The organism is Candidatus Nanopelagicales bacterium (assembly GCA_041393815.1).
GTDB lineage: Bacteria > Actinomycetota > Actinomycetes > S36-B12 > JAWKJK01 > JAWKJK01.
On record JAWKJK010000008.1, the window covers coordinates 106471 to 128093 of the forward strand.

The window sequence follows — 21623 nt, forward strand, 5'->3', positions numbered from 1 at the left end:
AGGCCCGGCAGGATGGCGGCATGGCCGGGTGGTCGCGGTGCTGAGCGAGCTCGGCGGCGCACTGGCCAAGGACCTGCGCGAGAGCGTCCGCGACCTGCTGCCGATCGTGCTGGTCATCGCGTTCTTCCAGATCGTCGTGCTGCGCCAGCCGCTGCCCGGGCTGGGCGGCATCCTCGTCGGCGGCGTCATGGTCGTCCTCGGCCTGGCCCTGTTCATCCGCGGACTGCAGCTGGGCCTGTTCCCCATCGGCGAGACGATGGCGGTCGGGTTCGCCCGAAGGGGCAGCGTCGTCTGGCTCACCGTGTTCGCGTTCGCGCTGGGGTTCGCGACAACCGTCGCCGAGCCGGCGCTCCTCGCCATCGCCGGGGAGGCCGCCGACGTGGCCGCGCTGGACGGCGCCATCCCCGACACCGACGCCGCGCGCGACTCGTACGCCCTGGGCCTGCGGCTCACCGTCGCGGTCGCGGTCGGGGCCGCCATCGTGGTCGGCGTCATCCGCATCATCCGCGGCTGGCCGATCCAGTGGCTCATCATCGGCGGCTACGTGGGCGTCCTGATCATGACGCTGTTCGCGCCCGCGGACATCGTGGGCATCGCGTACGACTCCGGCGGGGTCACGACCTCGACCGTCACCGTCCCGCTGGTGGCCGCGCTGGGGGTCGGGCTGGCCTCGTCGATCCGCGGGCGGAACCCGATGATCGACGGGTTCGGACTGATCGCCTTCGCCTCGCTCACCCCGATGGTGTTCGTGATGCTCTACGGGATCGTCGTATGAGCGAGCTGCTGACGCTGCTGGGCGAGACGGCGCGGGACACCGTGCTGGCGGTCCTGCCGATCGGCGTGCTGCTGGTCCTGTTCCAGGTCTACGTCCTGCGGCGCCCGGTGCCGCAGGTGCGTCGGGTCCTGCTCGGCTTCGGGCTCGTCGTGGTCGGCATGATCCTGTTCCTGGCCGGGCTGGAGGAGGCGCTGTTCCCCCTCGGCGACGTGATGGCCCAGCAGCTCACCGACCCCGAGGTTGTGGGGTCGGCCGCGCAGGGGGCCGCGCCGGGGTGGGCCGACTACTGGCTGGTGTACGTGTTCGGCGCCGCCATCGGCTTCGCCACGACCATCGCCGAGCCGGCGCTGATCGCGGTGTCGCTGAAGGCCCAGGAGGTGTCCGGCGGCACGGTCAGCGCGTGGGGCCTGCGCATCGTCGTCGCGATCGGCGTCTCGATCGGGATCGCGCTGGGCTGCTTCCGGATCGTCACCGGCACCTCGCTGCCGATGTACATCGTCATCGGCTACCTCATCGTGGCGTTCCAGGCCTTCCGGGCGCCGCGCAGCATCATCGCCCTCGCCTTCGACAGCGGCGGCGTGACCACCTCCACCGTCACCGTCCCCCTGGTGGCCGCGCTCGGCCTCGGCCTGGCGTCCACCGTCCCCGGCCGCAGCCCGCTCATCGACGGCTTCGGCCTGATCGCCTTCGCCAGCCTGTTCCCGATGATGACCGTGATGGGCTACGCCCAGATCGGCCACTGGCGCGCCCGCCGCCGCGGTCTCGCCCCCCAGCCCCGTACCGCCGACTAGGAGACCCAGGTGCACTTCAAGCTGATCATCGTCGTCGCGGACGACGTGGACTCCGACGAGATCGTCGACGCCGCGCGCGAGGCCGGGGCGACCGGCGCGACCGTGCTCAACCAGGCGCGCGGCGAAGGCATCACGCCGGCCAAGACGTTCTTCGGCCTGGAGCTGGAGAGCCAGCGGGACGTGGTGCTCCTGCTCGTCGAGGAGCACCTGAGCCGCCACATCCTGGAACGCGTCGCCGAGGTCGGGAAGTTCGATCGGAAGCCCGGCGCCGGGATCGCGTTCCAGATCGACGTCGAGGACGCCGTCGGAGTCGGCGTCCAGGTCCGGACCCTGCAGCAACGGGTGGAGGATGAACTGTGACCGAACAGCACCGTGCCGTCGTACGCGTCCGCGACGTGATGAAGCTGCACGTGGACATGGTCGACGGGCTGACGTCCGTCGCCGACGCGCTGCGGCAGATGAAGCACGTCGAGACCAAGACGCTCATCGTCGACAAGCGGCACGAGGACGACGAGTACGGCATCGTCCTGATCTCGGACATCGCCCGGGAGGTGCTCGCCAAGAACCGCTCCCCGGAGCGGGTGAGCGTCTACGAGATCATGACCAAGCCGGTCATCAGCGTGCACCCGGACATGGACATCCGCTACTGCGCCCGGCTGTTCGAACGGTTCGCACTCTCGCGCACGCCGGTCATCGACGAGGGGCAGATCGTCGGCATCGTGTCCCACACCGACATGGTGCTGCGGGGGCTGTACCGGGATCTGTGACGGCGTCGCCCCATCCCCGGCGCCCGCCGGGCAGGATGGCGGGATGGATGTCACGGAGGTGCTGCTGCCCGGCGTGGGCGTGCAGTACGAGTTCGTCACGGCGTCGGGCACCCGGGTCGCGATCGTGGCCCGGCGGGACGGCCGGTTCGAGTTCGTCCGCTACGACGCGGCCGACCCCGACGCCGCCGAGCAGGTCGCGCTCCTTACCCGCGAGGAGGCGGACACGGTCGCCGAGATCCTCGGCGCCCCCCGGATCACCGAGCGGTTCGCCGACCTGACCCGCGAGATCCCGGGCCTGGCGTCGGCGACGGTGGACGTGCGCACCGGCTCCCCGTACGCGGACCGTCCACTGGGCGACACCCGCGCCCGCACGCTGACCGGAGCCTCGGTGGTGGCCATCGTCCGCGGCGATGACGTGATCGCGTCGCCGACGCCGGACGAGGTGCTGCGCTCCGGGGACGCCCTGGTGGTGGTGGGCACCGACACCGGAATCACCGGGGTCCGCGCGATCCTCGAGGGCTGATCGATGGAGGGGCTCGGTGCACTGCTCGTCGAGCTGGGGGCGCTGCTGCTCCTGCTCGCGGTGCTCACCGCGCTCGCCCGCCGGGTTGACCTGTCCCCGGTCCCGCTCTTCCTGCTGGCCGGCCTGCTGCTCGGCCACGGCGGCCTGCTCGAGCTGGAGGTGGCGACCCCGTTCGTCGAGGTGACCGGCGAGATCGGGGTGCTGCTGCTCCTGCTCCTGCTGGGCCTGGAGTTCTCCGCCGCGGAGTTCACCCAGTCGATGAAGCGGCACGCCCCCAGCGGGCTGGTCGACCTCGCGCTGAACGCCACTCCCGGCTTCCTCGCCGGGCTGCTGCTGGGGTACGAGTGGCCCGCGTGCCTCGCCCTCGCCGGGGTCACCTGGATCTCCTCGTCCGGCATCGTGGCCCGCCTGCTCTCCGACCTGCGCCGTACGGCCAACCGCGAGACGCCGTCGGTGCTCTCCGTGCTGGTGCTGGAGGACGTGGCGATGGCGGTGTACCTGCCGCTGCTAGCCGTGGTGGTGTCCGGGGGAACGGCGCTGCAGGCCGGGATCGGCGTGGGGTCCGCCGTCGGGGTGGTCCTGCTCATCCTGTGGGGCGCGCGACGCTTCGGCCACCGACTGGAGCGCTGGCTCGGCCCGGAGGACGACGAGCAGGTGATGCTGCGGGTGCTCGGCCTGACCCTGCTGGTCGCGGGGCTCACGTTCTTCGTCGACGCGTCGTCCGCCGTCGGTGCGTTCCTGGTGGGGCTGGCGATCCCCGGGGAGACCGCGCGGCGGGCCCGCAAGGTGCTCGAGCCGCTGCGCAACCTCTTCGCGGCGTTGTTCTTCCTCTCGTTCGGCCTCGAGGTCGCGCCGGCGGACGTGCTCCCCGCGCTGCCCGTCGCCCTCGCCCTCGGCGTGGTCACGACGCTGACCAAGGTGGGGACCGGGTGGTTCGCGGCCGGGCGCGACGGCGTGGGACCGCGCGGTCGGATGCGGGCGGGCACCGCGCTGGTCGCGCGCGGGGAGTTCTCGGTGGTGATCGCCGGCATCGCGGTGGCCGCCGGATTCACCGAGGTCGGGCCGGTGGCGACGGCGTACGTCCTGGCGCTGGCGGTCGCCGGTCCGATACTGACCCGGTACGCCGACCCCCTGGCCCGGCCCTGGGAGCGACGGACGGCGCCCGCACCCTCATGACCCCCGGGTCCGCCCGCCGGGGCACGGGACCACCTGCTCCGATGCGGAGCATTCCTTGCGTTCTTGGAGCGGCGTTCCCCGGGCTTGGTTCAGGGTTCTCCCCTGGCCAAGGCTGGTCACGGAGAGTAGCGTGCGCGGATCGGCGCCGAGGGGCCGCCGCGACCCTTAGGGGCGATCATGGTCGGCGCTCGGTCCAGGGCTGTGCAGTCGGGCGTCTTCCGCGCTGCCCTCGTGGTCGCAGTCACCCTCGCGGCCCTTCTGCTCGCCCTGCTGAAGGCGCCGCCCGCACATGCCTGCCAGCCCGGTCAGGTCGAGGTGTCGCCCGGGCTCTGCATCGGCACCATCTCCGGTGACCCCATCGTCGTCAGCGGGTTGGAGAACTCGGTCATCGGGGACCCGGTGAAGAACGGCGCCTGGCTGCCCTTGGAGGACGAGGCTCGGAAGGCCGTGGCAGCGCTGCACGGCGTCCCGAACGACTTCCGGATCAACTGGTGGGCCCGGGACGAGATCCGTTCCCAGATGTTCAACCGGCTGCTCGCCATCGCCGGGAAAACCGGTGCGAACCGGACGCCGGCCGAGCAGGCGGCGCTGGTCAGGTTCCAGACCCTGGTCAAGGACCTGCGGGTGAAGGTGGCCCAGCAGGCGAAGGCCGAGTACGACCGCTGGAACGCGAACCCCTGCACCTACCAGCCGCCCGCGGGCTTCGACCGGTACGACCCGGGGGCCTTCTGCATCGGGACGAGTCCGGCCAATCTCGTGGGAACCGCGCCCACGCCGAGCGCGGACCAGTTCACCGCCTACGCGGCGATGAAGGTCTATGGAGAGCTGCTCCCCGGGGCGGACGGCGCCGCAGTCGCCCGCGCGACCGCACTGGGCATCGGATTCCTGTCGGCCGTGGCCGCGGCCGGGCTCATCGCCGGGGCGGCCGCAGCCGCAGCCGTGGCCATCCCTGCCGTGACGGCCGCCGTGGTGTCCGCGGTGGGGTCGTTCGCCCTGGTCCCCGTCTTCACCGCCGCTGCCGCGGGATCCGCAGCGGGCACGCTCGGCACCACCGCGTTGATCCCCGGCGCTGCCGGCATCGTGACCGCCGGGGTCGTGTTCGCCACCGTAGCCATCGCCATCATCTGCATCGTCGGGATCATCCTCCAGTCGATCAACGTGTTCGGCGCACTCGAGGTCCCCAACAAGCTCGACAAGTCGATCGAAGAGGCAGCCGCCGCGACGCCCGACATCGCCGCGATGGTGGGAGACCCCAAGGACCTGGCGACGCTGTACTTCGTGTTCCTCGCGCAGACCCTGCCGGACCGTAAGGACTCCATCATCGGCAAGAAGCCGGTGGGAGCACACGACCCGGCCGTCGATCCCACCTGGCAACTGACGCCCCAGGGAGGAGGAAGCCCGGGTCGCGGCAGCACGATGGCGGTCAAGGTCTGGGACGACGCCGAGAACCCGTTGGCGTGGCACTGGGAGACCGTCTACGTCCACGACGGATGGTTCGTCCGCCAGCCGTACGGGGAACCCCAGCGCTACGCGCTCAGCCTGCCCTACATCGACCCGACCGGCGCCTCGAAGGTCGCCTGGATCCGCAACGACAGCGGCCACACCACGTTCGTCATCACCGGCGTGGCGCCGGAGACCGGCGCTGTCCTGCCGGACACCGGGTGCTCCGGGCAGCCGGACTGCAACCAGTCCGACACGCTCGACGTGGTCGAGCAGACCTACGGCGCTGCGGCCGCGACCCTCGTCCCGAATGACCCGCCGACCGTCGTGCTCAAGGCGTCCTCGCCGGCACAGCCGCTCGAAGGGACGCCGTTCAGCCTGCTTGCCGAGGGGTCGGATCCGAACGGCGACCCGCTGACGTATCAGTGGACGATCACTCTCCCCGATACCGGCAGCTCGAACATCATCTGTTTCCCCGGCCCGTGCGCGCCACCGACGGTCACCCGCACGGGCCCGAACCCCACGGTGACGCTGGCCCAGGGCACCTACCCGGTGACCGTCACGGTGGCCGACTCCAGCGGCGCCACGGGATCGGCTTCCGGCTCGATCACGGTCGCCAACGTCGCGCCGACCCTGCACCTCAACTACGCCGCCATCGACACCTGCAGCGGCGGCATCTGCCTGCCCTCCATCCAGATTCCCGCCGGCGACCGGCGCAGCGTCACCGAGGGCGGCCAGCAGGTCGAGGTGCGGGCCCAGGTCACCGACCCGGGGAACGACACCGGCGTACTCCGCGTGGACTGGGGTGACGGCACCGTCCAAGACGTCGGCTACCCGTGTGCCCCGGGCGACGCACGGTGCGAGCCGACCAACTTCGTGAACTGCCCCGAGTACACCGGGCCGGACACCTGCCCGGGGACCCTGGTCCTGCTCAAGCACCGTTACGCCGACGACCCCGCCGGCACCCCGGACACCTACCCGATCACCGTGCGCGCCACCGACAAGGACGGCGGCCAGTCCACGGTCGAGTCCGCGACGGCGAGCGTCGCGAACGCCGCCCCGACGGTCACGGTCGGCGGCCCCGCCGATGAACTCGACATCAGCGAGACGGGCACCGCCAGGGTCCAGGTCCGCGTCGACGACCCCGGCCCCGACGCGGGAACCCTGCGCGTCACCTGGGGCGACGGGAGCAAGCAGGACGTCGACTACCAGACCGCCGACCTGGGCAGCGACCTCGTCCTCGAGCACACCTACGCCGACGACCCGGCTGGCACCCCGGACACCTACCCGATCACCGTCCGGGCCATCGAGAAGGACGGTGGCGAGTCCGCGACCGAGACGACGACCGCGACCGTGGCCAACGTCGCCCCGACGGTGACCGAGGTCGCCGGCAGCTCGCAGGTCCCCGCTCGCGTCGCAGCCGTGCTGTCGTTCAACGCGACCGACCCCTCCCTGCCCGACGTCGAGGCCGGCCTCACCTTCGTGGTCGACTGGGGTGACGGAACCGTCGACCGCACCGACAACCCCACTGCCAGGCATATCTACGGGAGGTCCGGTGCCGGGCGGACGTTCACGGTGACCGTCCGCGCGCAGGACAAGGACGGCGGCACCAGCGCCGCCGTCACCCACACGATCGAGGTGGCGCCGCTTCCACCACTCGCCCCCGTCACGCCGAGCGATGACAGCGGGAGCACCCCGCCCTCGCAGGAGTCCCCGGCCGACACGCCCGCCCCACCGGGCGACGGAGGCACCCCCGCGGGGGGACCTGTCACCGGGCCCACCGACGACCCGGCCAAGCCCGTGGTGCTGTCGGTGTGGGGACGCACCGTCGTGGCGGCGACGTGGACCGCGAAGGGGCTGCGCATCACCTGGGAGCGCACCGATGGCACCCTCTCCATCACCGGCTTCGCCGTCCAGGTCCGCACCGCAGGGACGGGTTGGAAGACGCTCAAGAAGTCGGGTGCCCTCGCCCGGGTCTTCCTCTGGCGCAAGGGGAACCCTGCCCACCCATACGTGGTCCGGGTCGCCCCGCTCAACGGTGAGGCCTACGGCCCCTGGGTCAAGGTCAAGGCGCCTCGCGCCCAGACGACCTGACCGGGTCGACCCGCAGCATGACTGAGGCCGCCACCCCGCGGGGTGGCGGCCTCAGTCATCGATCTCCGTATCCGAGAACGTCAGGGCCACGGGGCGTCCGGGGTCAACCGGCGATGTGGATCTTCCGCGGAAGATCCACATCCGACCGCCCGGCCGCCGGGCAGCCGCGTCCCGCGTACGTCAGGGCTTGACGGACTTGGCGGGCTTCGCCCGTCTCGGCGACGTGGCCTCCTGGCGCAGCACGTCCTCGGCGTAGTCCGGGACGTAGGTCTGCAGGTCGCGCGGCGGCCGCTCGTACCCGTGGCTCGGCGGCCGGGGCGGCAGCTTCAGCGGCGGGCGGGCGACGGAGTAGTAGGGCACGGTCGTGAGCAGGTGGTGGATCATGTTGAGCCGTGCCCGGCGCTTGTCGTCGGCCTCGATGACGTACCACGGGGCCTCGGGGATGTCGGTGTGGACCAGCATCTCGTCCTTGGCCCGGGAGTAGTCCTCCCACCGGGTGATGGACTCCAGGTCCATCGGCGAGAGCTTCCACTGGCGCATCGGGTCCTGCAGCCGGGAGCGGAAGCGCGCCTCCTGCTCGGCGTCGCTGACGCTGAACCAGTACTTGCGCAGCAGCACGCCGTCCTCGACCAGCAGGCGCTCGAAGATGGGCGCCTGGTGCAGGAAGCGGCGGTACTCGTCGGGCGTGCAGAAGCCCATGACCTTCTCGACGCCGGCCCGGTTGTACCAGGACCGGTCGAACAGCCGGATCTCCCCGGCCGCCGGCAGCTGCTCGACGTAGCGCTGGAAGTACCACTGCGACTTCTGCCGGTCGGTGGGCGTGGGCAGGGCGACGATCTGCGCGACGCGGGGGTTGAGGTACTGCGTGACCCGCTTGATCGTCGAGCCCTTGCCGGCGGCGTCGCGGCCCTCGAACAGCACGACCAGCCGGACGCCCTCCTGCCGCACCCACTCCTGCATCTGCACGAGCTCGGCCTGCAGCCGGAACAGCTCCTTCTCGTACAGGGACTTGGGGATCCGGGGGGCCGTCATGCCCTTCTTCGGCTTGTCCAGCTGGATGACCCCGTCGACGACCTTGTGCTTGGCCACGACCACTCCTTCGTACGCGCGCCCGGCGCGACCGGCGCCGACGCGGCACAGTCAACCATCGCGGCGCGCGCTCCGGACTACTGTCGGGGCAACGCGACCATGACGGCGCCGGACCGGAAGGGACGGCCATGACGAACCCCCTCCAGACCCTCACACTCACCGTGGACGGTCCGGTCGCGCTGCTCACCCTGGCCCGGCCGGAGCGGCTCAACGCGATGAGCGCCCGGATGCTGGACGAGCTCATCGACGCCGCGTACGCGCTGGACCGGGACCACCGCGTCCGCGCCGTCGTGCTGCGCGGTGAGGGGCGGGCCTTCTGCGCCGGCGTCGACCTCGGTGACCTCGGCGCGGCGGCCGCGAGCCGGCCTCTGCGCGACCTCGCCGACCTCGGCCGCCGCGCCATCGACGCCGTCGCGGCGATGCGCCCCCCGACAGTGGCCGCCGTGCGCGGGCACTGCATCGGTGGCGGGCTGGTGCTGATGCTCGCCTGCGACCTGCGGGTAGCGGCCGACGACGCGGTCTTCAGCGTCCCCGAGGCCGCCCTCGCACTGCCGTTGGGGTGGGGCGGCATCCCGCGCCTGGTGCGCGAAGTGGGCCCTGCCGTGGCGCGCGACCTGGTGCTGACCTGCCGCGAGTTCGGGGCGGCCGAGGCGGCCCGGCTCGGAGTCCTCAACCGGGTCGTGCCCGCGGATCAGGTGGACGTCACCGCGCGCGGTCTCGCGGAGACGCTGGCCGGTCGCGCGGAGATCGTCGTGCGGACCACCCGGGAGCAGGTGCACGCCGCCGCCGAGGACCTGGCCAGCACGGCCGGGGCGGCTGCGGACGCCGACCTGCTCGTGGACGCGCTGGCCGACCCGGAGGCGACGCTGCTGCGCTCGGCCTACCTCGCCGACCGCGGCGTCGAGACCGGTCCCGGGGACGGGCGGTGACCGCCCCCGAGCGCGAGACCGCGGGCACCTCCCGGGACGTCCCCGGCGGGGTCCGCTCCGTCGCCACGGCCCTGGACCTGCTCGACTGCTTCGCCCAGGAGGAGGAGCTCGGGGTCAGCGACATCGCCCGACGGCTCGGGGTGTCCAAGAGCACCGCGCACCGCATCCTCACCACCCTCACCTCCCACGGGCTGACCGAGCAGGACGAGGAGACCGGCCGCTACCGCCTGGGCCTGCACCTGTTCGAGCTCGGGCACCTGGCGTCCAGCCGGATGCGACTGCGCGCGGTGTCCGTACCCCTGCTCGAGGAGCTGCGCGAGCGCACCGGCTGGACGGTGCACCTCTCGGTCCCGGTCGGCCCTGACGTGGTGTTCGTCGAGCGGCTGCCGACGCTGCGCGGCCTGCGCGCGATGCCGACACGACGCCGCCGGTGGGCGGTGCACGCGACCAGCTCCGGCAAGGCCATCGCGGCGTACAACCACGACGTGGCGGTGGCCCGGGTGGAGGCCGGGCTGCCGCGCTTCATGCCCGCGACCATCACCGACCCCGCCGCGTTCGAGCGGGAGCTGGAGGCGGTGCGCCGCCGCGGCTACGCGACCGCGTACGAGGAGTCGATGCCCTCACTCGGCTCCGTGGCGGCCCCGGTGCTGGACTCCGGCGGGATCGCGCGGGCCGCGATCTCGCTCGCCGGCTCGGTGGAGGAGTTCCGCGCCGCCGAGGAGCGCCACGCCCGGGTCGTGATGGCCGCGGCCCGCAAGCTGTCCACCCTCCTCGGCCGCTGATCGGAGATCCCCGCGAGATCGCAGTTGTGGCGCGGATCGAGGGCACCTTCCGCGCCACGTCTGCGATCTCGCAGCGATCTTGGGAGGGGGCCGCCCGGGGGGCCCGGGCGTGCGTTCCGCAGGTCGGAACGGGTTCCCCGGCCCGGCTAGGCCCTTCGTAGGCTCGCCGGGCACCGGCTGCCGGCGGGAGGACCACCCATGGACGTGTACGGCCACATCATCGACGGCCAGGAGGTCGAGTCCCTCGACGGCGCCCGGATGGACACCGTCGACCCCTACACCCGCGAGGTATGGGCCCAGGTCGCGCTCGGCAGCCAGAAGGACGCCGACGTCGCGGTCGCCGCCGCGCGGACCGCGTTCGACGAGGGCCCGTGGCCGCGGATGGGCTACGCCAAGCGCCAGCAGCTGCTGCACCGGCTCGCGGACCTGATGGAGGAGCACGCCGACGAGCTGGCGATGGCCGACACCCGCGACATGGGCAAGCCGATCACGCAGGCCCTGCACGACGTGGCCCGCAGCGTGTGGAACTTCCGCTTCTTCGCCGACCACGCCGTGCTGTCGATGGCCGACACCTACCCGATGGACTCCGGCCACCACGCCTACTCCCGCCTCGACCCCGCCGGCGTCGTCGTCGCCATCTCGCCGTGGAACTTCCCGCTGATGATGAGCACCTGGAAGGTCGCTCCCGCGCTGGCGTGGGGCAACACCGTGGTGCTCAAGCCGGCGGAGGACACCCCGGTGTCCGCGACGATCCTGGGACGCCTGGCGATCGAGGCCGGCATCCCCGCCGGCGTCCTCAACGTGGTGCACGGCTACGGCCCGGACTCCGTGGGCTCCGCGCTCACCAGCAACCCCGACGTCGACCGGATCACCTTCACCGGCGAGTCCGGCACCGGCAAGATCATCTCGGCCGCCGCGGCGCAGAACCTGATCCCGGTCAGCCTGGAGCTCGGCGGCAAGGGCGCCAACGTCGTGTTCGAGGACGCCGACATCGACAACGCCGTCCACTGGTCGATCGAGGCCATCTTCCGCAACGCCGGTCAGGTGTGCCTGGCGGGCAGCCGGCTGTACGTGCAGCGCGGGATCTACGACGAGTTCGTGGCCCGCTACAAGGCGGCCGCGGAGGCGCTGGTCGTCGGCGACCCGAAGGACCCCGCCACCCAGTTCTCCGCTGCGCTGGCAAGCGAGGAGCACTACGCGAAGGTGTCGTCGTTCCTCACCCCCGAGGCGCTGGCCGGCGGGCAGCTGGTGACCGGCGGCCTGCGCGAGGGCTGGAGCGTCGCGCCGACCATCATCACCGGCGCCCCCGCGGACGCCCGGGTCGTCAACGAGGAGATCTTCGGCCCGGTCGTCGTGGCCACCCCCTTCGACACCGAGGACGAGGTCGTCGCGCTGGCCAACGACACCCGGTACGGCCTGAACGCGATGCTGTTCACCGAGAACCTCTCCCGCGCGCACCGGGTCGCGGCGAAGCTGCGGGCGGGCACGGTCTGGGTCAACTGCTTCTTCATCCGTGACCTGCGGGCGCCGTTCGGCGGCGTCGGCGACTCCGGCGTGGGTCGCGAGGGCGGCAACTTCAGCCGGGAGTTCTTCACCGAGCCGAAGGCCGTCGTGATGCAGATCAGCCAGTAGGCCCGGGGGCCGCGGCGGCCGCTCGTCCGAACGTACGAGGCAACTCCGACCGGTCGGCGCGCATCAACTGCTCTGCGCGGGAAACATCAGGGGTGACAGGCGATCCCGCGCGGGGGACTCCCCGCCCGCCATTGGACCGAGGAGGTCCCCCGTGAAGCCGCTGGCCCGTGCCGGACTCGCCGGCACCCTCGTGCTCGTACCCGCCCTCGCCCTGCCGACGATGGCGAGCGCCGCTCCTGCTCCGTCCGTCGTCCCGGCCGCCTCGTACGACTGGTGCGGCAAGGACTACCAGGGCGGCAACTACATCTGCATCAGCGTCTCCCCCACCACGGCGAAGCAGTGGGCCCCGGTCACCATCGAGGGCTCGCTCAACAAGCTGGCCATGACGCAGAACAAGGACGCGCTGTCGCAGGGGCTGTGGCTGTGGCGACTCCAGGGCAACACCTGGAAGAAGCTCGACATCATGACCCCGGTCGCGTCCGACGGCAGCTTCCGGATGATCGCCAAGCTCGGCGTCCCCGGGGCGTACGAGTACCGCGTCGGCGTCGACCCGGCGTACCACTCCGGTGACGACCCGGTCAGCTCGGCCCCGTTCGGCCTGGTCACGACCGGTCCCGGGACCCCGTGGGGGACTGTGACTCCGAAGGTCTACACCAGCGTGCCGAAGACGATCGTGGTCAAGGACGGCAGCCCGGTGCAGTTCCGGCTGAAGTCCAACATCACCACCGGCTACACGTACCGGGTGGACACGGTGCGCGACAACGCGGACACCGTGGTGGTGGGCCCGTCGTACGTCCCGCCGAAGAACCCGATCCCCGGGCGGGGCGGGACCACCGTGGTCACGGCCTACCCGGGCCACTCCGGGGTGACCGTGCTGAAGTTCGAGTACGTCGGGCCCGGCGGCGACGTCGCGCAGACCAACAAGGTGAAGATCACCTGGATGAACGACTGACCGAGCGTCAGGCCGGCCGCGCGGCCGACGCTACCGCAGCCTCCTGCGGGCTCCAGCCGGGGTGGGCGAGCACGTACTTCCAGCGTGCTCCCCACCCCGGTGCGTGCCGTACGTCGCGCGCGATGGCGGCGAACTCGTGCCAGGCCACGTACACCGGGTTGTACGACGAGATGTTCTTGGTCAAGCCGTAGACGACCGGCTCCCGCTCCGGCTCGAACGTCCCGAACATCCGGTCGAACACGATGAGGATGCCGCCGTAGTTCTTGTCCAGGTACTGCGGGTTGGTGCCGTGGTGCACCCGGTGGTGCGACGGGGTGTTGAGCACCCACTCCAGCGGACCGAGACGGTCGATGCGCTCGGTGTGGATCCAGAACTGGTACAGCAGGTTCGCACCGTGGACCAGCGCCCACTGCCACGGAGCGAAGCCGAGCAGGAAGACCGGGACGTAGAACAGCAGCCCGGTCATCGGGGTCCACGACTGCCGGAGCGCAGTCGACAGGTTGTAGTACTGCGACGAGTGGTGCGTGACGTGCGCGGCCCAGAACAGCCGGCTCTCGTGGTGCACGCGGTGGAACCAGTAGTAGCAGAGGTCGTCCATGACGACGAGGAGCACCCACGCCAGGGCCACGGTCCAGCCGAACGAGCCGCCGGCGACCGCCCCGAGGTCCAGCGGTGACAGCGCCGAGATCCAGCTGTAGAACGCCAGGGCGACCAGGCCCCACACGGCGCCGATGACGAGGCTGCCGAGACCCATCGTGATGCTGGTGGCGGAGTCCTTCAGCGCGTAGCCGCGCTCGTCCTCGTCGGGGAAGAGCCGGAAGCTCACCGCCTCCAGCGTCATCAGCCCGATGAACATCGGAATGGCGATCACGGTGAGATCGGGCACCGCAGGAGGCTAGGAGATGGCTCCCGAGCGGGTCAACGAGGGGTGCTCGACGTGGCCTGCGGCTCCTCACCGGTGGAACGTTCGACCGGTCTTGCCGCGGGCAAGGGTGGACGAGGGTTCCACCAGTGGGCGTGGGGGCCGGCTCGGGCCCCCGCGGCGCCTCACTCCAGCGTGCTGAGCGACGCCGCGGCGGCCTCGGCCATCAGCCGCGCGCCCTCCTCGTTGGGGTGGATGCCGTCGGTGGTGAGCCCGGGACGCCACCCACCCTGCCCGTCGGACAGCACGGTCGTGGTGTCCAGCAGCAGCGCGCCGGACTCGGCGGCGAACACGCGGATCGTCGCGTTGACCAGGTCGACCCGGCCGCCGAGGTCGGAGTCGGACAGCGGCGGGATCGTCGACACCGCCATCCGTACGCCGGCGGAATCGGCCGCGGCCTTGATGGTGCGCAGGTTGGCCATCGTCTCCTCGGCCGGAAGCCCCGCCCCGATGTCGTTGGTGCCGCCCAGGACGACCAGCAGCTGCGGGTCGAGCGCGAGCGCCTCGTCCACGTGCTCCGCCATCCAGCCGGTGTTGCGGCCGTTCTCCGCGACGCCGCCGGCGTAGACCATCGGGTCGGTCTCCTCGTCCACCAGGCCGTAGAACCAGGACTGCGGGCTGAGGACGCCGTTGGCGAGATCGGAGTTGCCGACGGTGATGGAGTCGCCGAGGAACACCGCGCGGATCGGGGTCCGGATCGCGTCGTCGACCGCGGCCTCCGCCGCCACCTCGGGCGCGGCCTGGGCGCCGGCACCGGTGCCGTCGTCCGCGGCGGGACCGGCCGCAGCAGTGCCGCGGGCGACCGCCGCGGTGGACGCGCCGGCGCGCACGACCAGCCCGGCGATCGCCCCGATCGCGATGATGACCAGCATCACGGGGACCAGGACGCGCCAGAGGGTTCGCGTCGGCACCAGACCAGGGTCACACACGAAGGCCGTCCGGGTGAACCCGACCCGCGCCGGATCCGCGACCGGGGCAGGGTCCGATCCGGCCCGGACAGCACGACGGGGCCCGGAGACCTGTCGGTCTCCGGGCCCCGTCGTCCCGCGAGAGGTCAGACGGTGGCCGCCTCGGCAGGCTCCTCGCGCCGGACCCCCAGCGCGCCCATCAGGCTGCGCACGGCGACGCCGACGAGGATGAAGAGGACGCCGAGGCCGACGACCAGGGCGGACACCCCGAAGGCGACGACGGAGGTGAACAGGGATGCGCGGAGGAACGAGCCGTTCATCGCGACGGCGCGCAGCGGGTCCTCGCGGTCGAGCTCGGCGTACGTCTTGCCGCCGGTCGCCTCGATCGCGTGCTGCTCAATGATCATCGCCTCGCAGTACGCGGTGAACGGGCCGTTGACGTCCTGGCCGCCCAGGCAGGCGTCCTCCGACACGGTGATCCGCTCGTCGGCGAGAGTGTTGCCGACCATGGCGTAGGTGGTGGTGCCGGCGACCATCATGAGGGCGCCGACGACGATGAGCACGATGCTGATCCAGTTGGCCGCACCGGCCTTCTTCTCGTTCATTCCTCTGCTCCTCTCGCGGACGGGTCCGGGTCGCGGCCCGTCGTTGGAACAGGACGTTACGCCTGACGCATCAATGATTTCTGCTTCAACTAGCCCCGAATGCGGAAGTCAGGACCTCTGCGGACGGAGTGGTGACGGAGGGGCAACCGGGGCCGGGACATAGGTGAACGGTCAACGGGACCAACGACACGTTCCAACCCCCCTCGATGTGACCCGCACCACTGCGTCGGCCCTGACTCCCGAGTCAGGACAGGGCCAGCGTGGTCCGTGCGTCCCTGCGGTGGGGTGGATCGGGCGGCCCGGGCGCCCCGGGAACGATCCTCCGGTCAGCGCAGATCGGGCAGGGCGGCGATCCGGTCCAGCGCGTCGGGGTTCGCGAGGGCATCCCGGTTGCGGACCGGGCGACCGTTGACGGCCTCCGCAACGGCGATCTCCGCCAGCTTCCCGGTGAGCGTGCGCGGCAGGTCGTCGACCTGCAGCAGCACCGCGGGAACGTGCCGCGGCGAGCAGGTCTCCCGGATGACGGTCCGGATCCGCTGGCGCAGCGCGTCGTCGAGGAGTTCGCCCTCCGGCAGGACGACGAGCAGGACGATCCGGGTGTCGCCGTCCCACGCCTGCCCGAACGCCAGCGACTCGACCACCTCGGGGACGGCGTCCAGCGCCCGGTACAGCTCGCCGGTGCCGATCCGCACCCCGCCCGCGTTGAGGGTCGCGTCCGAGCGGCCGTGGATGACGAACCCGCCGTCGACCGTCCAGGACGCCAGGTCGCCGTGCGCCCACACGCCGGGATAGCGGGTGAAGTACGTGGCGCGGAACCGCTCCCCGTCGTCGTCGCCCCAGATACCGAGGGGCACGGTCGGGAAGCCGACGGTGCACACCAGCTCGCCCTGGCCGGGCGCGGGCACGGGCCGGCCGTCCTCGTCGTACACGTCGACCGCCATACCGAGGACCGGCCCCTGCATCTCGCCGGGCCGGTACGGCCGGGTCGGGTCGCTGGCGACGAAGCAGCCGACCAGGTCGGTGCCGCCGGAGATCGGGGCGGGCAGCACGCCCGGCCCCAACTCGTCGGACAGCCACCGAGCGGTCGCCTCCGACAGCGGCGAGCCGGTGACCATCACGGTCCGCAGGTCGTCCAGCGGGCCCGCCGCGGAGAGGGACACCTCGGCCGTGCGCATCGCGTCGAGGAAGCGGGCCGAGGTGCCGAGGTGCGTCACGGCCAGCCGCGACGCCAGCCGGAACAGCGACAGCAGGTCCGGATGGTTCGGCGCCCCGTCGTACAGGACCAGGGTGGCGCCGGCGGCCAGCGCGGACACCGCCCAGTTCCACATCATCCAGCCGGTCGTGGTGAAGAACAGCATCCGGTCACCCGGACCGAGGTCGCAGTGCAGGCGCTGCTCGACCAGGTGCTTCAGCAGCACGCCCCCGGCACGGTGCACCAGGCACTTCGGCGCCCCGGTGGTGCCGGAGGAGAAGAGCACGTACGCCGGGTGGTCGAAGGGCAGCGGCACCGGCTCCAGCGCGGCTCCGCGGTGCTGCGCGACCGCGTCGGCGAGCCCGTCGACGCGCAGGGCCCGGCCGGTCCCCGCCACCGCGCGGGCGGCGAACGCGGACACGTCGAGGACAGCGTCGTCGACGGCACTGGTGAGGTCGGTGGGTGCGGGCACCAGCAGGACCGCGCGCAGCGACGGCAGGCCGCGCACGATCTCGAGCAGGTGCTCGGTGCGGTCGTACCCCCGGCCGGCCCAGCGGTAGCCGGCGGTGCCGACGAGGACGGTGGGGTCGAGCTGCCCGAAGCGGTCCAGGACCGCAGGCACGCCGAACTCCGGGGCGGCGGACGCCACCACCGCGCCGAGCGACAGCGCGGCCAGGGTGACGGCCAGCGCGTCCACCCCGACGGGCAGCAAGAGGACCACGCGGTCGCCCTCGCCGACACCGCGGTCCCGCAGCGCGGCAGCGGTGGCCGCGACCAGGGCCCGCAACTCGGCGCGGGTGAGGACCGCCGTGACGTCGACGTCGTCGCCGGCCTCCGCGGCGGCGACGACGGCCGGTGTCAGCGGATCCAGGCCGGGGGGCTGGTGGAGCAGCGTGTCGACGACGTTGAGGCGGGCGTCGGGCCGGAACCGGGCCGTGCGGACGTCACCCGGCTCCTCGTCCCGCTCCCCCGGGTCGCCGATGACGCCAAGCTCGTCCCAGGCCAGCCGCCAGAAGGCACCGGGGCGCTCCACCGACCAGCGGTGCAGCGCGCCAGTGTCGGGCAGGTCCGCGCCGGCCGCCGCCTGCGCCGCCGTGCGGAATCGGTCCATCGCCGTCCGTGGGACCCGGTCCGGGTCCGGCCACCACACCGGTTCGGTCATGCGGCCATCCTTCCCTGCCCCGCGCCCTCCGAGCTCACCCCAGTGGGGCACACGATCCGCTAAGCGGATCGTGTGCCCCACTCCGGCGGCGTGTCGGGCCGGAACCTGACCATACGGACCGGGTCTGGGGACGGACGTGGCTGCTGTGACCGCGGGTGCGTCGCCGCGCCTCTCGGCGCCACCGGGACGCTGTGGCGACGTAGCCGCCGCGCGGTCAGCACCACCTCTGCCGATGCGGGCCTCCCCGGTCCCCTACCCCAGCCCCAGCGACCGACGCGCCTGGTCGAACGCGGCGGCCGGGTCCCGGACGTCCAGCAGGACGCAGCGCAGGCCCTCGCGGCGCCCGGCGTCCACGTACGCGGGGTTGTCGTCGACGAACACGATCCGGTCGGCGGGCAGGCCCATCCGCTCGATCGCGACCCGGTACGGCTGCGGATCCGGCTTGCGGATGCCGAGCTCGGAGGAGTCCACGAACACCGGGAACAGCGGGTACCACCACTGTCCCTCGGTGAACTCCCGGCCCTGGAAGTCGATCATCTCGTTGGTGAGGATCCCCAGGCGTATGCCGCTCGCCGCGGCCTCCCGGATCAGCGCCGCCGCCTCCGGTCGGACCGGGTCCACACCGGGGGTCTGGAACATCGCGCGCATCAGGTGCGGGTGCCCGTCCAGCGGGGCCCCCCGCTCGACCGCCCGCGCCGCGAACGACAGCCAGTAGTCCCGCTCGGTGATCTCCGCGGCCTGGTACCGCTCCCACAGCGGGTCGCCGCCGGGGTCGAGCGGGCCCCGACCCTGCACGGTGCCGGCCGGCAGACCGCGCAGTCGCTCGTAGTCGTCCGCGATCTCCCAGGCCGACTTGAACAGCACCACGCCGATGTCGAGCAGCAGTCCCTCGCACACGTCGTCCGTCACGGCGCCATCCTCTCCGCCGCGGACCCGGTCCGCCTCCCCCAGCCCGCACCGCGGGACGCCCGGCGCGGGCGAGCCGACGCTCCTCGCAGGCTGTGGCCCACGCCCAGGCGGCCCCATCGATCCCGTGCACACCTCCCACATCTGCTGGTGGAACCCACGACCCGCTGCCGGGCGCGAGGGGGTGGTCGTACGTTCCACCAGCAGGTGGGCGAGGCGTCGGGAGCCGCCGTGACCGCCTCAGTGCCGACGCGGGCCGCGGGCCAGCGTCCCGCGGGTCGGGGACCAAGGACCGGATGCCGGACGACCCCGTCGGGCCGTACGGTCGGCACGTCGCCCGCGCGGCCGGCGACCCGTCGGAAAGGAACCAGCACATGGCGACCCGGACCCGAGTCCCGATGAGCGCCCAGGACTCCCTGTGGCTGACGATGGACCGGCCCAACAACCTGATGATCGTCGACGGCGCGATGGTCCTCGGGGCCGTGCCCTCGCTGGACGACGTCAAGCAGGTCGTGCAGGAGCGGATCGTGGACCGGTTCCCGGTCTACCGCCGCCGGCCGGTGAAGGCGGGCAACGGCTGGGCGTGGGAGGACTACCCGGCCTTCGACCTCGACCAGCACGTGAGCTCCGTACAACTGCCGGAGCCGGCGGACATCGCTGCGCTGCAGCGGTTCATGTCGGTCGAGCGCGCCAAGCCGATGGCCAAGAACCGCCCGCTGTGGGTCATGTTCCTGATCGACAACCTGGTCCTGGACGACGGAACTCCCGGCGCCGCGGTCGTGTCGCGCTTCCACCACGCGATGGCCGACGGCGTACGCATGACGCAGGTCATGCTCAGCATGTGCGACACCGACTCCCGGCAGGTCGCGGCGAAGGTGTCCCGCAAGGCCCCGCCTGTGCCTCGCGACCCCGCGTCCGTGCTCGCCACCTCGCTGGAGACGATGAAGGCGACCACCACCGGCGTGCTCGGGCACGCGCTCTCGGGCGCCGCGACGGCGAGTGACCGCGTACGCGAGGCCGCGTCGGCCGCGGAGACCGCGGCCAGCCACCTGGCCGAGGAGGTCGCGCACGCCCTCGGCGACGCGATGGGCGACCCGCTGGGGTCTCTTGCGGCGCTGCAGGAGGCCCTGGCGGCCGTACCCGCCCAGGTCGCTGCGGCGGCGACGGAACTGGTGAAGGCAGGCACCCACGGCCTGGACGAGACGGTGGCGCTGGCCCGGCACGCGGACCGGTTCGTGGACGCGCTGGAGTACCTCGGCGTGCCGGAGAACCGGGCCCTCAACACGATGTCGTCGGCCACGAAACTGCTGGTCGCCGGCCAGACGGAGCGGACGTTCTGGAACGGCACCCCCGGCAAGAAGAAGGCCATCGCCTGGTCGCACCCGCTGCCGCTGGAGGACCTCAAGGCGGTCGGCCGCGCGCAGGGCTGCACCCTCAACGACGTGCTGCTCGCCGCGGTCGCGGGGGGCATGCGGCGGTACCTGTCGCAGCACCACGCGCAGCTGCACGAGGTGCTGTGGATGGTGCCGGTCAACCTCAAGCCGTTCGAGGACAACCTGCCCGAGGAGCTCGGCAACTACTTCGCGCTGGTCATCCTGCCGATGCCGCTGGGCTCCGAGGACCCGCGCGACCGGCTGCGCGAGATGCATCAGCGGATGGAGCGGATCAAGCACTCCGACGAAGCGGTGCTCACGTTCGGCCTGCAGCGCGGCATCTCGCAGTCGCCCGGACAGGTCGCCTTCTTCCTCACCAACTTCTTCGCGAACAAGGCGCTCGGCGTGCTCACCAACGTCCCCGGCCCGCGGACCGAGCTGGTGTTCGGCAACGTGCCGGTGCTGCAGGTCGTCGGGTTCGCTCCCTGCTCCGGGGACCAGCCGATGACCGCGACCATCTTCAGCTACAACGGGACAGTGACGGTCGGCTTCGCCACCGACGCCGGCCTGGTGCCGGACCCCGACGTGCTCGCCACGCACGTCGCGGAGGAGGCGCTGCAGATGTGCGCCACGCTCACCGCCGGCGGTACGGGCACGAAGAAGTCCCCGCCGAAGCCGGTGCCCGCACGCGGTGCGGCGAAGAAGCCCGCAGCGAAGGAGGCTGGCGCGAAGAAGGCCCCGACGCGGAAGGCCAGCGCCGCGAAGAGCGCGACGAAGAAGCCTGCGGCGGCGAAGAAGGTCGCCGCGAAGGAACCCGCCGCGACCACGGGCGCGACCAAGAAGCCCGCGGCGAAGAAGCCCGCCGCCCCGAAGGGCACGGCACAGAAGGCCACCTCACAGAAGGCCACCTCACGGAAGGCCGCCACGAAGGCGGCCGCCACGAAGAAGCCTGCCGCCACGAAGGCGGCCCCCAAGAAGGCGGCGTCCTAGCCCGGCCCGCTGCGGTACCCCCACCCCACCTGCGTTGAGTGCTCGCGCGTGGGGGTTTCGGGACGGTCCCGAAACCCCCACGCGCGAGCATTCGCGGAGACGCTAGTCGTCGCCGCGGGAACGTCGGCCCCGTTTCACCTCGGACCTGCGCTGCTTGGTCCGCAGCCGCCGCTCGACCGAGGACCGGGTCGGTCGGGTCGCGCGACGTGGTCGCGCCGGCGGTGCCGTCGCCTCCCGCAGCAGATCGGCCAGCCGGCGTAGGGCCGCCTCCCGGTTGCGCCACTGCGACCGGTGCTCCGACGCCACGACGACGACCTCGCCGTCGACGAGGCGGCCGCCGAGCCTGGCCAGGGCGCGGTCCCGCCAGGACGGTGGAAGAGCCGCCGAGCCGGCGAGGTCGTACCTCAGCTCCACGCGCGAGTCCGCGGTGTTCACCGACTGACCGCCGGGACCGGAGGAGCGGGAGAACCGCCAGCGCAGCTCGGCGGCGGGGATCGCCACCGAGCCGCGGATCGGCAGGTCACCGCCCGGATCGCTCACGTCCCCAGCATGCCCGGGCTCCTCGTGGCCGGAGGCTTGCACGGGGGTCGGCGCGGCGGGTCGTCGCTGCTGTCC

The 21623-nt window shown here is 72.2% G+C and carries 19 protein-coding genes; 12 read left to right on the plus strand and 7 right to left on the minus strand.

Annotated features, from left to right (window positions below; genetic code table 11):
* Positions 1-28 precede the first annotated feature (28 nt).
* The 7 genes from R2737_17665 to R2737_17695 all read left to right on the plus strand — a co-directional run bounded on the left by R2737_17665 (position 29) and on the right by R2737_17695 (position 7566).
* Entirely contained in the window at positions 29-775 is a 747-nt protein-coding gene (locus R2737_17665; protein MEZ5118091.1) for a DUF1538 domain-containing protein, read from the plus strand.
* Complete coding sequence (locus tag R2737_17670; GenBank protein ID MEZ5118092.1) at positions 772-1566, plus strand: DUF1538 domain-containing protein; 795 nt, start codon at positions 772-774, stop codon at positions 1564-1566. Before R2737_17665 ends, R2737_17670 begins: the two co-directional genes overlap by 4 nt.
* Before the next feature lie 9 nt (positions 1567-1575).
* Entirely contained in the window at positions 1576-1926 is a 351-nt protein-coding gene (locus R2737_17675) for a P-II family nitrogen regulator (protein MEZ5118093.1), read from the plus strand.
* Positions 1923-2333, plus strand: a complete 411-nt coding sequence (locus R2737_17680; GenBank protein MEZ5118094.1) for a CBS domain-containing protein — start codon at positions 1923-1925, stop codon at positions 2331-2333. Before R2737_17675 ends, R2737_17680 begins: the two co-directional genes overlap by 4 nt.
* A 43-nt stretch (positions 2334-2376) precedes the next feature.
* Positions 2377-2856, plus strand: coding sequence for a cation:proton antiporter regulatory subunit (locus R2737_17685; protein MEZ5118095.1), 480 nt, complete (start codon positions 2377-2379; stop codon positions 2854-2856).
* Positions 2857-2859: 3 nt separating this feature from the next.
* Positions 2860-4032 (plus strand): cation:proton antiporter, encoded by a 1173-nt coding sequence (locus R2737_17690; GenBank protein ID MEZ5118096.1) that lies wholly within the window; start codon positions 2860-2862, stop codon positions 4030-4032.
* Between the two features lie 231 nt (positions 4033-4263).
* Positions 4264-7566, plus strand: coding sequence for a hypothetical protein (locus R2737_17695; protein ID MEZ5118097.1), 3303 nt, complete (start codon positions 4264-4266; stop codon positions 7564-7566).
* Between the two features lie 180 nt (positions 7567-7746).
* Here the strand turns inward: R2737_17695 and ppk2 are convergent, their stop codons facing one another.
* Complete coding sequence (gene ppk2 / locus R2737_17700) at positions 7747-8655, minus strand: polyphosphate kinase 2 (GenBank protein MEZ5118098.1); 909 nt, start codon at positions 8653-8655, stop codon at positions 7747-7749.
* Positions 8656-8783: 128 nt separating this feature from the next.
* Between ppk2 and R2737_17705 the strand changes: the two genes are divergently transcribed.
* The 4 genes from R2737_17705 to R2737_17720 all read left to right on the plus strand — a co-directional run bounded on the left by R2737_17705 (position 8784) and on the right by R2737_17720 (position 12950).
* Entirely contained in the window at positions 8784-9584 is an 801-nt protein-coding gene (locus R2737_17705) for an enoyl-CoA hydratase/isomerase family protein (GenBank protein ID MEZ5118099.1), read from the plus strand.
* Positions 9581-10366: an IclR family transcriptional regulator gene (locus tag R2737_17710; protein ID MEZ5118100.1), complete on the plus strand. Its 786-nt coding sequence runs from the start codon at positions 9581-9583 to the stop codon at positions 10364-10366. The genes R2737_17705 and R2737_17710 overlap by 4 nt, the downstream gene beginning before the upstream one ends.
* 198 nt (positions 10367-10564) lie before the next feature.
* Positions 10565-11998: an aldehyde dehydrogenase gene (locus R2737_17715; GenBank protein MEZ5118101.1), complete on the plus strand. Its 1434-nt coding sequence runs from the start codon at positions 10565-10567 to the stop codon at positions 11996-11998.
* Positions 11999-12149: 151 nt separating this feature from the next.
* Positions 12150-12950: a protease inhibitor I42 family protein gene (locus tag R2737_17720; GenBank protein MEZ5118102.1), complete on the plus strand. Its 801-nt coding sequence runs from the start codon at positions 12150-12152 to the stop codon at positions 12948-12950.
* A gap of 7 nt (positions 12951-12957) precedes the next feature.
* Here R2737_17720 and R2737_17725 read toward each other — a convergent pair whose 3' ends face one another.
* From R2737_17725 to R2737_17745, 5 genes are all read right to left on the minus strand, one after another.
* The gene (locus R2737_17725; GenBank protein ID MEZ5118103.1) at positions 12958-13836 is read right to left on the minus strand and encodes a sterol desaturase family protein; all 879 of its coding nucleotides are present in this window, start codon (positions 13834-13836) and stop codon (positions 12958-12960) included.
* Between the two features lie 161 nt (positions 13837-13997).
* Entirely contained in the window at positions 13998-14783 is a 786-nt protein-coding gene (locus R2737_17730; protein ID MEZ5118104.1) for a GDSL-type esterase/lipase family protein, read from the minus strand.
* Between the two features lie 143 nt (positions 14784-14926).
* The gene (locus tag R2737_17735) at positions 14927-15385 is read right to left on the minus strand and encodes a hypothetical protein (protein MEZ5118105.1); all 459 of its coding nucleotides are present in this window, start codon (positions 15383-15385) and stop codon (positions 14927-14929) included.
* 326 nt (positions 15386-15711) lie between these two features.
* On the minus strand, positions 15712-17739 hold the full coding sequence (locus R2737_17740; protein MEZ5118106.1) for an acetoacetate--CoA ligase: 2028 nt from the start codon (positions 17737-17739) through the stop codon (positions 15712-15714).
* 252 nt (positions 17740-17991) lie between these two features.
* Positions 17992-18648, minus strand: a complete 657-nt coding sequence (locus R2737_17745) for an HAD-IA family hydrolase (protein MEZ5118107.1) — start codon at positions 18646-18648, stop codon at positions 17992-17994.
* Between the two features lie 371 nt (positions 18649-19019).
* Between R2737_17745 and R2737_17750 the strand changes: the two genes are divergently transcribed.
* Entirely contained in the window at positions 19020-21008 is a 1989-nt protein-coding gene (locus tag R2737_17750) for a WS/DGAT domain-containing protein (GenBank protein ID MEZ5118108.1), read from the plus strand.
* Positions 21009-21110: 102 nt separating this feature from the next.
* Here the strand turns inward: R2737_17750 and arfB are convergent, their stop codons facing one another.
* Positions 21111-21548: an alternative ribosome rescue aminoacyl-tRNA hydrolase ArfB gene (gene arfB, locus R2737_17755; protein ID MEZ5118109.1), complete on the minus strand. Its 438-nt coding sequence runs from the start codon at positions 21546-21548 to the stop codon at positions 21111-21113.
* Positions 21549-21623 lie beyond the last annotated feature (75 nt).

Excerpts from the sequence above, each read along its gene's own strand:
- R2737_17685 (MEZ5118095.1), top strand. The coding sequence starts at position 2,377 with ATGGATGTCACGGAGGTGCTGCTGCCCGGCGTGGGCGTGCAGTACGAG.
- R2737_17740 (MEZ5118106.1), bottom strand. The coding sequence starts at position 17,739 with ATGACCGAACCGGTGTGGTGGCCGGACCCGGACCGGGTCCCACGGACG.
- R2737_17715 (MEZ5118101.1), top strand. The coding sequence starts at position 10,565 with ATGGACGTGTACGGCCACATCATCGACGGCCAGGAGGTCGAGTCCCTC.
- R2737_17735 (MEZ5118105.1), bottom strand. The coding sequence starts at position 15,385 with ATGAACGAGAAGAAGGCCGGTGCGGCCAACTGGATCAGCATCGTGCTC.
- R2737_17750 (MEZ5118108.1), top strand. The coding sequence starts at position 19,020 with ATGGCGACCCGGACCCGAGTCCCGATGAGCGCCCAGGACTCCCTGTGG.
- R2737_17670 (MEZ5118092.1), top strand. The coding sequence starts at position 772 with ATGAGCGAGCTGCTGACGCTGCTGGGCGAGACGGCGCGGGACACCGTG.
- R2737_17690 (MEZ5118096.1), top strand. The coding sequence starts at position 2,860 with ATGGAGGGGCTCGGTGCACTGCTCGTCGAGCTGGGGGCGCTGCTGCTC.
- R2737_17705 (MEZ5118099.1), top strand. The coding sequence starts at position 8,784 with ATGACGAACCCCCTCCAGACCCTCACACTCACCGTGGACGGTCCGGTC.